Annotated in this window: 11 protein-coding genes and 1 tRNA gene; 9 read left to right on the top strand and 3 right to left on the bottom strand. The window is 63.1% G+C overall.

Annotated features, from left to right (window positions below):
- The first annotated feature begins 8 nt into the window (after positions 1-8).
- The 9 genes from DEM25_RS03325 to DEM25_RS03285 all read left to right on the top strand — a co-directional run bounded on the left by DEM25_RS03325 (position 9) and on the right by DEM25_RS03285 (position 10,641).
- A complete protein-coding gene (locus DEM25_RS03325; protein ID WP_109768129.1) occupies positions 9-1,184 on the top strand; it encodes a Gfo/Idh/MocA family protein in 1,176 nt (391 codons plus the stop codon).
- A 164-nt stretch (positions 1,185-1,348) separates the two neighbouring features.
- Positions 1,349-2,668, top strand: coding sequence for an ABC transporter substrate-binding protein (locus DEM25_RS03320; RefSeq protein ID WP_109768128.1), 1,320 nt, complete (start codon positions 1,349-1,351; stop codon positions 2,666-2,668).
- Between the two features lie 100 nt (positions 2,669-2,768).
- The gene (locus tag DEM25_RS03315) at positions 2,769-3,716 is read left to right on the top strand and encodes a carbohydrate ABC transporter permease (protein ID WP_109768127.1); all 948 of its coding nucleotides are present in this window, start codon (positions 2,769-2,771) and stop codon (positions 3,714-3,716) included.
- Complete coding sequence (locus tag DEM25_RS03310) at positions 3,713-4,651, top strand: carbohydrate ABC transporter permease (protein WP_109768126.1); 939 nt, start codon at positions 3,713-3,715, stop codon at positions 4,649-4,651. The genes DEM25_RS03315 and DEM25_RS03310 overlap by 4 nt, the downstream gene beginning before the upstream one ends.
- On the top strand, positions 4,648-4,836 hold the full coding sequence (locus tag DEM25_RS03305) for a hypothetical protein (protein ID WP_109768125.1): 189 nt from the start codon (positions 4,648-4,650) through the stop codon (positions 4,834-4,836). The genes DEM25_RS03310 and DEM25_RS03305 overlap by 4 nt, the downstream gene beginning before the upstream one ends.
- 270 nt (positions 4,837-5,106) lie before the next feature.
- Positions 5,107-6,204 carry an ABC transporter ATP-binding protein gene (locus DEM25_RS03300; RefSeq protein ID WP_109768183.1) on the top strand — a complete coding sequence of 366 codons (1,098 nt, stop codon included), beginning with the start codon at positions 5,107-5,109 and terminating at the stop codon, positions 6,202-6,204.
- On the top strand, positions 6,197-7,198 hold the full coding sequence (locus DEM25_RS03295) for an ABC transporter ATP-binding protein (RefSeq protein ID WP_109768124.1): 1,002 nt from the start codon (positions 6,197-6,199) through the stop codon (positions 7,196-7,198). The genes DEM25_RS03300 and DEM25_RS03295 overlap by 8 nt, the downstream gene beginning before the upstream one ends.
- 12 nt (positions 7,199-7,210) lie before the next feature.
- Positions 7,211-8,836, top strand: coding sequence for a dihydroxyacetone kinase subunit DhaK (locus DEM25_RS03290; protein WP_109768123.1), 1,626 nt, complete (start codon positions 7,211-7,213; stop codon positions 8,834-8,836).
- A 281-nt stretch (positions 8,837-9,117) separates the two neighbouring features.
- Positions 9,118-10,641: a putative bifunctional diguanylate cyclase/phosphodiesterase gene (locus DEM25_RS03285; protein WP_158585147.1), complete on the top strand. Its 1,524-nt coding sequence runs from the start codon at positions 9,118-9,120 to the stop codon at positions 10,639-10,641.
- A 651-nt stretch (positions 10,642-11,292) separates the two neighbouring features.
- On the opposite strand, the gene DEM25_RS03280 is transcribed toward DEM25_RS03285, so the two are convergent.
- From DEM25_RS03280 to DEM25_RS03270, 3 genes are all read right to left on the bottom strand, one after another.
- The gene (locus DEM25_RS03280) at positions 11,293-11,949 is read right to left on the bottom strand and encodes an acyl-homoserine-lactone synthase (protein ID WP_109768121.1); all 657 of its coding nucleotides are present in this window, start codon (positions 11,947-11,949) and stop codon (positions 11,293-11,295) included.
- Between the two features lie 193 nt (positions 11,950-12,142).
- Entirely contained in the window at positions 12,143-12,862 is a 720-nt protein-coding gene (locus DEM25_RS03275; RefSeq protein ID WP_158585146.1) for a helix-turn-helix transcriptional regulator, read from the bottom strand.
- Positions 12,863-12,995: 133 nt separating this feature from the next.
- Positions 12,996-13,070, bottom strand: a tRNA-Val gene (locus tag DEM25_RS03270).
- Positions 13,071-13,080: the final 10 nt, after the last annotated feature.

Here is a 13,080-nt window from a genome sequence, read left to right as displayed (position 1 = left end):
AGGAAGAAATGGCAATAGAAGGCAGGAACGACATTGCGGGACGGCCGATCCGGCTGGGCATGGTCGGCGGCGGGCGCGACGCGTTCATCGGCGCGGTGCACCGGATCGCCAGCCGGATCGACGGCCACTATCAGCTCGTTGCCGGCGCGTTCAGTTCGACGGCGGAAAAATCGAAGGCATCGGGCCGCGATCTCGGCCTGCCGGACGACCGCATCTATGGCGACTTCACCGAGATGGCAAAGCGCGAGGCGCGGCTGAAGACCGGCATCGATGCGGTTGCCATCGTCACACCGAACCACATGCACTATCCGGTGGCGCGCGAGTTCCTCAAGCGCGGCATCCATGTCATCTGCGACAAGCCGCTCACCTCGACCCTGCCGGACGCCAAGCGGCTGGTGAAGCTGGCCGAGAGTTCGGACGCGCTGTTCATCCTGACGCACAATTACACCGGCTATCCGATGATCCGGCAGGCGCGCGAGATGATCGCCAATGGCGAAATCGGCCGCATCCGGCTTGTACAGGCGGAGTATCCGCAGGACTGGCTGACCGAACCGCTCGAGGCTACAGGCATGAAGCAGGCGGCCTGGCGCACCGATCCCGCGCGGTCGGGCGCGGGCGGGTCGACCGGCGACATCGGCACCCATGCGCTCAATCTGGCGCAGTTCGTCACGGGGCTTCAGGTGGAGGCGTTGGCCGCCGATCTCGACACGTTCGTCGAAGGCAGGCGCGTGGACGACAATGCCCATGTGCTGTTGCGGTTTGCCGGAGGCGCCAAGGGCATGCTGTGGTCGAGCCAGGTGGCGCCGGGTAACGAAAACGCCCTCAAGCTGCGGGTCTATGGCGACAAGGGCGGGCTCGAATGGCGGCAGGAGGACCCCAACTATCTCTGGTTCACGCCGCTCGGTGAGCCCAAGCGCCTCATCACGCGCAATGGCGCCGGGGCCGGGGAAGCTGCGGGCCGGATGAGCCGTGTGCCGCCGGGCCATCCCGAAGGCTATCTTGAAGGCTTTGCCAACATCTACACCGAGGCGGCGGCGGCGATCCGCGCCGTGAGCGCCGGCGAACCGGTGCCCGACGATGTGGTCTATCCGACCGCGCATGACGGGCTGATCGGCGTTGCCTTCGTCGATGCGTGCGTGCGTTCGTCCAAACGCGACGCGGCCTGGACGCGGCTTGCCATCTGATCGCGACGAACCTGCCGGCTGCGATCTTTTTTGTCGCCGGGGCAAATTGGGACTCGACATGAGGTGCGTACCTCATTTAGGCTTTTGGTCGAAGTTCGGCGCTTGGGAGGGCCCGTCCGGTTCGCGTTCAGCCGCCGCAGTCCGCTTCATCAGGGAGGAAATCGATGATCAAACGTGCATTGTTGATGGCAACCGCCATGTCGACCGCCGGCCTCATGGGGGCCAACGCGGCCCAGGCCGAAGAATTGACCCTGTGCTGGGCGGCATGGGACCCGGCCAACGCGCTGGTGGAACTGTCCAAGGAGTTCGAGGCCGAGAGCGGTCACACCATGAATTTCGAGTTCGTGCCGTGGCCGAACTTCGCCGACCGCATGCTCAACGAGCTCAATTCGGGCGGCAAGCTGTGTGACCTTCTGATCGGCGACAGCCAGTGGATCGGCGGCGGCGCCGAGAACGGCCATTACGTCAAGCTCAACGACTTCTTCGATGCCGAAGGCATCTCGATGGACGATTTCGCCCCGGCGACCGTCTATGCCTATTCGACCTGGCCGAAGGGTTCGCCGAACTATTACGCGCTGCCGGCGATGGGCGATGCGAACGGCTGGTTCTACCGCAAGGACTGGTTCGAGAACGAGGACATCCGCGCGGCCTATATGGAAGAGACCGGCCAGGAGTTGCGTGAGCCGCAGTCGCAGATGGAGCTCATGCAGATCGCCAAGTTCTTCCAGGAGCGCGAGATCGATGGCCAGACCCGCTACGGTGTTTCCATCTTCACCGAGCGCGGGTCGGAAGGCATCACCATGGGCGCCACCGGCGCGCTTTACGCCTGGGGCTTCAAGTACGAGAACGAGCCCGGCAGCTACGACATGGCGGGCGCGGTGAATTCGCCCGAAGCGGTCGAGGCGCTTGAGTTCTACAAGGAGCTCTACGAGTGCTGTACGCCGCCCGGATATACGGACGCCTACATGGAGCAGTCGCTCGACGCCTTCAAGTCAGGTCAGGTGGCGATGGCGATGAACTGGTTCGCCTTCTTCCCCGGCCTTTATGCGGATCCGAACACGGGCGGCGACAAGATCGACTTCTTCGTCAACCCGCCGCAGAACGTGGCCGCCTCGACGCTGGGCGGGCAGGGCATCTCGGTTGTCGCCTATTCGGACAAGCAGGATGCGGCGCTCGAATACATCAAGTGGTTCGCACAGCCCGAGGTGCAGGCCAAATGGTGGGAGCTGGGCGGCTATTCGGCCCACAATTCGGTGCTGCAGGGCGATGGCTTTGAAGAGAGCGCGCCGTTCGCCGGCGATTTCCTGGTCGCCATGGACGGCGTTCAGGACTTTTGGCAGGAGCCGGCTTATGCCGAACTGCTGCTGGCCATGCAGAAGCGCCTGCACGACTACATCGTTGCCGATCAGGGCACGGCCCAGGAAGCCCTCGACAAGCTGATCGAGGACTGGACCGAGGTCTTCGAGGACGAAGGCAAGCTCTGATACCGATCGGCGCCCCGGCCGGTTTCGGCCGGGGCGTTGCCCCTTGGAAATTTTGCATTCATGATCGTGCCCATGGCACGAGCGGGAGGCTTGTGGCCGCATGACGGACACCGCCATCGACAAAATCGCCCAGCGCACGCCGGCCCGGGTCGCACGCAAGGTGCGCGGCCTGTCGGACCGGGCGATCGCGTGGCTGTTCGTCGGCCCGACGATCTTCCTGCTCCTGGCGATCAACATCTTCCCGCTGATCTGGACGATCTATCTGTCGTTCACCAATTTCCGCGCCAACCGGCCGAACCGCGAGGTCGAATGGGTGGGGCTGCGCAATTATGAGCGCATCCTGACCGACAGCGACATCTGGCTGAACATGCAGGCGACGGCGCACTTCCTGTTCTGGACGATCTTCTTCCAGGTGCTGATCGGCTTTGCGCTGGCCTATCTGATCAACAAGAAATTCCGCGGCAACGATCTTTGGACAACGATCATCGTGCTGCCGATGATGCTGTCGCCGGCGGTTGTCGGCAATTTCTGGACCTTCCTCTACCAGCCGCAAATCGGACTTTTCAATTACATCGTCGCCTTCTTCATTGGCGCCGACCCGTCCTCGTTCGAGATGATCGGTTCGGTGACGCTGGCGCCCTGGGCGATCGTCATCGTCGACACCTGGATGTGGACGCCGTTCGTCATGCTGATCTGCCTGGCCGGCCTAAGATCCATCCCCGACTATATCTACGAGGCCGCCGAGATCGACCGGGCGTCGAAATGGCGCCAGTTCTGGACGATCACCGTGCCGATGGTGCTGCCGTTCCTGATGCTGGCGGTGCTGTTCCGCGGCATCGAGAACTTCAAGATGTTCGACCTGGTCGTGCAACTGACCGGCGGCGGGCCGGGCAGCATCACCGAACTGGCCTCGATCAATCTCAAGCGCGAAGCGTTCGAGAAATGGCGCACCGGCTATTCGTCGGCCTATGCCATCATCCTGTTCGTGACCGTGTTCGGCCTGGCCTCGATCTATGTGAAGGCCCTCAACAAGGTGAAGGAACGATGAGCGCCTATTCGGTCAACGAGCCGTCGGGCCGGCAGAAATGGATCGCCGGCACGCTGGTCATCGCCTATGCGCTGATCACGATGGTCCCGCTCGTCTGGATCGTCGCCACCGGCTTCAAGAGCCCGGCGGACGCGATCTCCTACCCGCCCAAGGTGCTCTTCGAGCCGACGCTGGAAGGCTATGTGAACCTCTTCACCACGCGCACGCGCCAGACCGAAGACTATCTGGCCGCAAATCCGCCGCAGACCTGGTACGAGGAGATCGTCCGGCAGTACGACATGGTGATCGTCGGCCCGTCGCGCTATGGCGAACGGTTCCTCAACTCGATCATCATCGGCTTCGGCTCGACGTTCCTGAGCATCTTTCTGGGCGTTCTGGCGGCTTACGCCTTTTCGCGCTTTCGGATACCGCTGAAGGACGATCTTCTGTTCTTCATCCTGTCGACGCGGATGATGCCGCCGATCGCGGTGGCGATCCCGATCTTCCTGATGTACCGCCAGCTTGGCCTGTCGGACACCCATCTGGGCATGATCCTGCTCTATACGGCGGTCAACATTTCGCTGGCGGTCTGGCTGCTGAAGGGGTTCATCGACGAGATCCCGCGCGAATATGAGGAAGCGGCGCTGATCGACGGCTACACGCGCTTTCAGGCCTTCTACAAGGTGGTGCTGCCGCAGGCGACGACCGGGATCGTGGCGACGGCGATCTTCTGCCTGATCTTTTCATGGAACGAATACGCGTTCGCCGTGCTGCTGACCTCGGGCACCGCGCAGACCGCGCCGCCATTCATCCCGACGATCATCGGCGTGGGCGGGCAGGACTGGCCGGCGGTGGCCGCAGGCGCGACCTTGTTCCTCTTGCCCGTGATGATCTTCACCGTCGCCCTGCGCAAGCATCTGTTGCGCGGCATCACCTTCGGCGCGGTGCGCAAATGAACGGCTTTTTCACCGGTCTGGCCCGTTTTCGCCGGGGGCCATGGGAGATGGTGGCGACGATCCTGATCGCGCTCGGCGTTCTGATGCTGATGCAGCCCTTTGCAATCGGCTTCTTCACCTATTCGTTCATCGTGACGCTGATCGGCACGGTGATGTTCATCATCGTCAGCCATTTTCCGGAGTAAAGGTCATTCATCCATGAGCCCGATTGATTTGGTAAGAGACGATTTGCTGCGAGACGAGGCGCAAAGGCGCCGGAAGTGTGGTGCACTTTCAAGCCTTTGGAACGCTGTATCGGGGCAAATCGTCCTTATCCTTCGGACGGCGAAATGGCTGCGCGCCGCGGCGTCGCCGCTCTCGACCGGGCGGCCGGCCCGCTCATCGAACGGTTCCTGGCATCCCTTTGCCATTTCTGCCGCCAAATCCGATCGCGTTCATGGATGGATGACCTGACGTTGGCCGAGATCGTCATCAAAGACCTGCGCAAGGAGTTCGGTGATTTCACCGCCGTGCAATCATCGTCCTTCACGATTGCCGATGGCGAGTTCTTCATGCTGCTCGGCCCGTCCGGCTGCGGCAAGACGACGACGCTGCGCATGATCGCCGGGCTCGAACTGCCCACATCGGGCGAAATCTATATCGGCGGCGAGGAAGTGGGGCAGAAGCCGGCCAGCCAGCGCGACATCGCCTTCGTCTTCCAGATGTTCGCGCTCTATCCGCACATGAATGTGCGCCGAAACATCATCTATCCGCTGGTCAGCCAGGGAATGCCGCGCGCGCAGATCAACCGCAAGCTCGACGAAGTCGCACGCATTCTGGGCATCGAGAGCATTCTCGACCGGCCGGTCGGCGGGCTTTCGGGCGGCGACCGCCAGCGCGTGGCGCTCGGCCGCGCGATCGTCCGCGATCCCAAGGCCTTCATGATGGATGAGCCGCTGGGCGCGCTCGACGCCGAGTTCCGCGAGCGGATGGCCGAGGAATTGCGGGCGCTGCACGACCGGATGGGCGCGACGACGGTCTATGTCACGCATGATCAATTGGAAGCCATGCAGATGGGCGACAAGATCGTCGTGATGAACCATGGCGTCGTCGAGCAGTTCGGCACGCCACAGGAAATCTACGACAAGCCGGCGACCATGTTCGTTGCCGATTTCATCGGATCGCCATCGATGAATTTCCTGCGTTTCGATGGCACGGTCACCGAAGGCGCATCGAGAGTTACGCTGAACGGCGCCGATTTCGCCGTTCCTGTGCAGCATGAGGCGGCCGCCGGAGAGCTGGTGCTCGGCGTCAGGCCCGAGCACGTGGTCCTTTCGGACAGCGCCGCCTATCGCGGCGAGGTTCGTGCGGCGGAATATCTGGGCACCACGCAGATCGTCACGCTCGATACACCCAATGGCGAAGTCAAGGCGCGCACGGGCGCGGCGCATGCGATCCGGCCGGGCGAGACGGTGGGTCTCGATTTCCTGCCGCAGACGCTGACATTGTTCGACGACACGACCGGCCGGGCGCTTGCCTCGGACCTCAATGCGGGAGCGTTCGGCCATGGCTGAAGTCGTTCTGCGTGATGTCACGAAGGTTTTCGGCCACACGATCGGCGTGGATGGCATCGATCTCGACGTGCCCGATGGCGCGTTCGTCGTCTTGCTCGGTCCGACGGGTGCCGGCAAGACCACGACGCTGCGGCTGATCGCAGGTCTCGAAAGGCCCGACCGCGGCGAGATCACGATCGGCGGCCGATCCGTTGTCGGCGAAACGCCGGCACAGCGCGACGTTGCCATGGTGTTCCAGCAATATTCGCTCTACCCGCACATGACCGTGCGCGAAAACCTTGCCTTTCCGCTCAAATCGCCGATCCTGAACACCTCTCCGGCCGAAATCGAGCGCAAGGTCGCCGAAGTGGCCGAGGTGCTCCAGATCCCGCACAAGCTCGACAACAAGGCGACGCAGCTTTCCGGCGGCGAGATGCAGCGCGTCTCCATCGGGCGCGCACTCGTACGCGATCCGGCGATCTATCTGATGGACGAGCCGCTGTCCTCGCTCGATGCCAAGCTGCGCTCGGAGCTGAGGATCGAACTCAAGCGCATTCAGGCCGATCTGGGGGCGACGCTGCTCTATGTCACGCACGATCAGATCGAGGCGATGACGATGGCGACGCATATCGGCGTGCTCGATGAAGGGCGGCTCGTGCAGTTCGGGCCGCCGCGCGAGATCTACGAAAACCCGGTGAGCGAATATGTGGCGACGCGCCTTGGCCTGCCGCGCATCAATCTCTTGCCGGCCGGGCTGTTCGGCGGCGCGCCGTCCGGTGCCGCCCATATCGGCTTGCGGCCCGAGCATATCTCGCTGAACGGCGAAGGCGGCAAATCGGGCACCGTGACCCGGGTTGAACATCTGGGTGACCAGACGCGGGTGCATCTTGAGGTCGAAGGGCATGTGCTGACGACGCTCGCCGACGCGCATTCGACGCTCGATCACGGCGACCGCGTCGCGGTGACGCCGCACGAACCGCTCTTTTTCGATGCGGCGGGCAACCGGGTAGTGTGAGGGAGGCACGCCATGAAACAGTTCATCAACGCCAAGGAAGATGTGGTCACCGAAGCCATTGACGGGCTTTTGCGCAACGCCGACGGACGGCTGGCGCGGCTCGACGGCTTCCCGCACATCAAGGTGGTCGTGCGCACCGATTGGGACAGATCGAAGGTAGCGCTCGTCTCCGGAGGCGGCTCGGGGCACGAGCCGTCCCATGCCGGGTTCGTCGGGCAGGGCATGCTCACAGCTGCCGTCTGCGGCGACGTGTTCGCCTCTCCCTCCGTCGATGCGGTGCTGGCCGGGATCCTCGCGGTCACCGGCGAGGCGGGGTGCCTGCTGATCGTCAAGAACTATACCGGTGACCGCCTGAACTTCGGTCTTGCCGCCGAACGGGCGCGTGCCTTCGGTATCAAGGTGGCGATGGTGGTGGTCGATGACGATGTTGCGCTGCCCGACCTGCCGCAGCCGCGCGGCGTCGCCGGCACGCTGTTCGTGCACAAGATCGCCGGTGCGGCGGCAGAGGCCGGCGCGTCGCTCGACGAGATCGCCGCGCTCGCGCAGAAGACCATCGACGGCGTGTTCTCGATCGGCATGTCGCTTGACACCTGCACGGTGCCCGGCTCGCCCAAGGAAGACCGGATCGCCGCCGGCAAAGCTGAACTGGGGCTCGGCATCCACGGCGAGGCCGGCGTCGAGCAGGTCGATTTCGAGGGTGCACGGCATGCCATGGAGATGGTTGCCGAAAAGCTCAAGCCGCATCTGGACGACCGGCCACATGTCGCGCTGCTGAACAATCTGGGTTCGACCACGCCGCTCGAAATGTCGGTTCTGGCCGAGGAACTGTGCCGTTCGTCGATCGCCGGCAAGGTCAGCCACATGATCGGGCCGGCGCCGCTGATGACATCGCTGGACATGCGCGGGTTTTCGGTGTCGCTGCTGCCGGTGGGCGTGGACGAACTGAACGCGCTGAAGGCGCCGGTCGCCCCTGTCGCATGGCCGGGCATGGCCGAAGTGGGCGAACCGCACATCGTGCCGCTGCCCGACGGGCTGTCGCCGATCCAGCCGATGGCGTCCGAGCATGCCGGACACAGGGCACTGATCGAACGCTGCTGTGCAATTCTGCTTGAGGCCGAAGACAGGCTCAACGCGCTCGACGCCAAATCGGGCGACGGAGACACAGGCTCGACCCTGGCAACCGCCTGCCGGGCGCTGATGGCCGCGCTCGACCGCATGCCCCTGGCCGACCTGACCCAGCTTTATCGTGCGCTGGGAAGCGAACTCAGCCAGACCATGGGCGGTTCGTCCGGCGTGCTGCTGGCGATTTTCTTTGCCGCCGCCGGTGACGCATCGGCCAACGGCAAGGATGCGGTCGGCGCGCTTTCGGCCGGCCTTGATCGCATCATGCAGGTCGGCGGCGCGTCTCCCGGCGACCGCACCATGATCGACGCGCTAGCGCCGGCGCTTGCCGCACTCGATGATGGGCTGGACGTCGCGGCGCGCGCTGCGCGCGCCGGGGCTGACGCCACGTCGAAGATCACACGCGCCAAGGCCGGCCGCGCCACCTATGTGGCCGCCCGGAGCCTTGCCGGTCACAACGATCCCGGTGCCGAAGCCGTCGCGCTGCTGCTGGAAGGTCTGTCGGGCGCGGCCTGATCCGTCACCAGACGGGATTTCGGCGCGAAAGCGAATGGAAATGACGGGTCCCATGATATTTTGCGGGGCCGCCATTAAGAAAAACGAGAGCATGACGCTCTAGAAATGGCATCATCGACCGGCGCGCATGATGCGTGCGATGACTAGACGCCGCTCCCGGCATGTTTGTTGATCAAATTGCGTCCGGCGCCCATCAGTCAGACGTTCATGCCACGGAGAGACCGGCTGCAATGTCTGCGCCCAATCCCAGCTTGCGAAAGACCATCGGCGGCAAACCCGCATTGCCTCGCCGATTCACCGTCGAACACGCACTGATTCTCGTTCTCGTCGTTCTGGTCGCTGCGCACTCGGTTCATTTCGTCTTGCCCTACGAAACGCTCAGCACAATGGTGACGGCCCAGTCGCTTGCCCAGTTGGAGATGGCCAGCACGGCGCTGATCATCATCATCGCGGGTGCGATCTATGCGCTGATGTCGGAGCGATTGAAGACCCACAGGGTCATCAATGAGGAATTGCGGCTGAAGCACAACACGGACCTTGTGTCCGGCGCGGCCATGCGCGGCCATTTTCTCGATGATCTCAAGCGTACCGTGGCCAGCCATCGCAAGTCCGGCTCGGTTGCGCTGGTCATCATCGACATCGATCATCTCAAGCAGATCAACGACGCGCTCGGCCATGGGGCGGGTGACGACGTTCTGGGCTTTTGCGCCCGCATTGCCCGCCAGGCGTTTCCCGGCGCATCGGTGGGCCGGTTGGGCGGCGATGAACTGGCCGTCTTCTTTTCCTCCGACGACGTCATCCCGGAACGCTATGTGACCGATGCCTGTTCGGCATATCTGGCGACGCTGCGTGAAGGGCTGTTCATCGCCAACCGACGTCAGGCCGTTTCAGCGTCTCTGGGCGTCGCGCTCGCGCCGGGCCACACCGACAATGCCAACGACTTGTTGTCGTTCGCCGATCTGGCACTGCAGCAAGCCAAGCGCGGCGGACGCGGCGCCTGGTCGGTGTTCTCGCCGGAGATCCTCGCCGATGCGCGGCAGGAGCGGTTCATCGAACGCGAACTGCGCGCGGCCATTCTTCTGGGCCAACTGACCGTCCACTACCAGCCGATCATGGATACAGACGGGTCACTCAACTCTCTGGAAGCCCTCGTTCGTTGGCACAACCCGGTTCGCGGCGCCATTTCGCCGGCCGAATTCATTCCCGTCGCCGAAAAGTCGCGCCTCATCCACGAACTCGGGCTCTATGTGCTCAAGCAGGTCTGCGATGATCTGGAAACCCTGCCGGATGTGTCGGTCAACGTGAACATTTCGGCCTGGCAGCTCGCGCATGACACGTTCCTGCGCGACTATGTCGATGTTCTCAAGCGCAAGAACGTTCCGCCGAGCCGGGTTGTGCTCGAGATCACGGAAAGCGCCATGCTCGATACCTCCGATGATTTCGTCGACCGAATGGCGGACATCAAGCGCGCCGGCTTCAGGATCGCGCTCGACGATTTCGGCATGGGCTACAGCGAGTTCAACCAGCTGCGCAAATTGCCGTTCGACATCATCAAGATCGACAAATCCTACATCCAGAACATCGGCACGGACGTGGTCACCGACACCTTCGTCAGCGCGGTGACGCAGATTGCCGGCAAAATGGACCGGACGGTTGTCGCCGAGGGCATCGAGACCCAGGACGACCGGTTGCGCGCCGCCGTTGCCGGCTGCCGGTTGTTCCAGGGCTACTTCCATCAGGCGCCGGCCAGCCGCGACAGGATCGTCGCGCTCTACAGCGCCAAGGCATTGACCGACGCGGCGTGAACGACGCTCCAGTCGGCACCGGCGACAGACCAGACAATCGTGCCGTCCGGCATACGCTGACCGGGGCTTGCAGCTCTTTCTGGTGCCGCCTTTGGCGGAACGGCATGCCCAATAAGGCAAAAGCTGCCGCAGCGGCATGATTTGATAAGTTGTGAACGGTTTTCGGGTTTGTCGCATCGATGCGCCGGTATCGGCGCCCAAGGATTCGCGTCTAACGAGCGCGAAAGGCATAAATTTTTGTGGTCGCCGTGTATTTTCTTGTGACCGCTCAATAAACAGCCGCGACGACCAGTCGATGCCGATCGCCATGCGGTTGTTATTGAAGAAGAATATGAAGTTTTTTCCCGGCGATTGACAGCGATGAACGGTTCGACACCGCACCTGAATCTGTAACCGGCGCAAATGGGACGGGCGAAAAACCTGCCGCGCCCGACCGTTTTCAGGGGGGGTCGGGCGCGACAAATCGGCACGGATCCTATGGACCGCAGGCAACAAACAAATATGTTTGGCGCGCGCGGTTTCAGACCTCACCCGTTAGGCCGTGCCTTGAAGCCCCGCAGGTTGCAGCCTGCGGGGTTTCCTGTTTTTGTCCGACTGGCGGACAAGCCTGGGGTCCGGACACACTGCCGCCGGCAATCGTCGAACCAATTCTCATTGCGTGAACTCCACCCGGTCCCCGTCGATCAGCCGGGGACGTTCTCCTCGGTGGCGCAGCGGAGAACGACCGGTTCCCAGCACCGTACGAATATTGCCGAGCGCGGTTTCGTTAACGTCGATGAAAGCCACGACGCATTCGCCGCTGCCCTCGATTTCCTGCGGCAGTCCGAGCGGTGTCGTCTTCCAGCCAAGATGCTTCCATTTGGGCAGGAAGAACAGCTCCTGGATGCCGCCGACCTTTGCCGCGCCTTCCTGAAGGCAATACTCCATCACCGCGGCGCAAAGCTGGGTCAGGATGCTCTGCCGGCCGCCTGACCGCAACTCAGGGACGGTCAGCGTCCGCGTCCACTCGATCCAGTCGGGCCGGTCGGGCACGCCGGCCCGCTCGCAGAAGTGCGGAAATACGTCGGACACGAGCGTTGGCCGATTGCAGGGGATCAGCCGGGCGGATGTGACAACCCGGCCATCCAGAAGGCCGAGTATGTAGGTCGCCGCATCATTGTCGAACTGGTCGGTTTCGCGGCCGTCCGCATTGGGCTCGTGCCAGCGTTTCTCTTCGATGTAGACCTGATGGCGCAAACGGAGCCATTGCTCCCACTCGTCGGCATAAAGGTGGCGCTGTCCGTAGCTGAAGACGTGGGCTTCGATCATCGGTCTTCCTCCGGCGATTGGAGGAATTGTCGCACCGGATTGTGAGCGGCGGAATCGGAAGATGTTCCGATGCCGGTACGATTTTTGCGGTCAATCGCACTTGCAAACGCACATCATCGCCCATCGCCCATCGCCCATCGTCTGTCGCTGCCGGATGACGCGGTGACGGATCGTCCGGTTGCCGTTTGGCGGCTCAGGGCATGATGAGGCGGCGCTTGATCGCAATGGCGACCGCGTGCACGGTCGACTTGACGCCGAGCTTGCGCCGGAAGTTTTCGGCGTGCTGAACCACCGTGCGTTCGGATATCGACAGCAGCTCGGCGATGGCGCCGGCGGTACGGCCGACTGCGAAGTGGGTCAGCACTTCCTTCTCGCGGTGCGTCAACGGGTCCGCTTGGCCGGTGAGGCCGAGTATCTCCTCGGCCCGTGCGCCGGCATAGGTCGCCATCAGGCTCAGGCGCGCGCGGTCGCGCTTGTTGATCACCAGCCCGTCTTCCGGCGAGCCGAAGGAGACCGCCGTGTTCCAATGGTGCTCGGAGGACATGGTGACGACATAGCCGGACAAGAGCCCGAACTCGCTCGCCTCGCCGTGAATGCGCTTGCAGGCCGGCCGATCAAGCAGCCGGCGCGGCACCTCGGACCAGGCAAACGACCGAAACGACTGGGCGGCATGGACGCAGACGGCGTCATGTCTGGCATAGTCTTTGGCGACATACCGTTTGAACCAGCCTTCGGGCCAGCCGTTCAGCGCGACAAGCGGCTCCAGCCGTTGCCCGCCGACGGGCACGCCGGTCAGAATGAGATGCTCAAAGCCGAAGTTGGAGGCCTGCTGCCGGAGATCTGTCAGCAGCGCGTCCAGCGTCTTGTGTTCATCGACGCGTGCAACAAAGTCAAAGGCATCATCATCGGTCACGGAATGCCCCCTCGGCTTGCATCTTGACCCGATTACGCACCGTAAACCTTTCGGCAGACTTTGAAAAGCAGGTCGAAAGTCCATCGCATCTTGGCGCGCCAAGAAGCACAGAACGGTGTCGAACGAAGGGGGATGGTGGGCGATACTGGGATTGAACCAGTGACCCCTGCCGTGTGAAGGCAGTGCTCTCCCGCTGAGCTAATCGCCCGTGCCGGCGG

Origin of the sequence: Oceaniradius stylonematis (assembly GCF_003149475.2) — a bacterium.
GTDB lineage: Bacteria > Pseudomonadota > Alphaproteobacteria > Rhizobiales > Rhizobiaceae > Roseitalea > Roseitalea stylonematis.
The sequence above is the reverse complement of the archived record's forward strand: the minus strand, read 5'-3'. Positions and strand labels throughout refer to the sequence as shown.

Excerpts from the sequence above, each read along its gene's own strand:
- DEM25_RS03305 (WP_109768125.1), top strand. The coding sequence starts at position 4,648 with ATGAACGGCTTTTTCACCGGTCTGGCCCGTTTTCGCCGGGGGCCATGG.
- DEM25_RS03290 (WP_109768123.1), top strand. The coding sequence starts at position 7,211 with ATGAAACAGTTCATCAACGCCAAGGAAGATGTGGTCACCGAAGCCATT.
- DEM25_RS03320 (WP_109768128.1), top strand. The coding sequence starts at position 1,349 with ATGATCAAACGTGCATTGTTGATGGCAACCGCCATGTCGACCGCCGGC.
- DEM25_RS03295 (WP_109768124.1), top strand. The coding sequence starts at position 6,197 with ATGGCTGAAGTCGTTCTGCGTGATGTCACGAAGGTTTTCGGCCACACG.
- DEM25_RS03325 (WP_109768129.1), top strand. The coding sequence starts at position 9 with ATGGCAATAGAAGGCAGGAACGACATTGCGGGACGGCCGATCCGGCTG.
- DEM25_RS03310 (WP_109768126.1), top strand. The coding sequence starts at position 3,713 with ATGAGCGCCTATTCGGTCAACGAGCCGTCGGGCCGGCAGAAATGGATC.
- DEM25_RS03280 (WP_109768121.1), bottom strand. The coding sequence starts at position 11,949 with ATGATCGAAGCCCACGTCTTCAGCTACGGACAGCGCCACCTTTATGCC.
- DEM25_RS03315 (WP_109768127.1), top strand. The coding sequence starts at position 2,769 with ATGACGGACACCGCCATCGACAAAATCGCCCAGCGCACGCCGGCCCGG.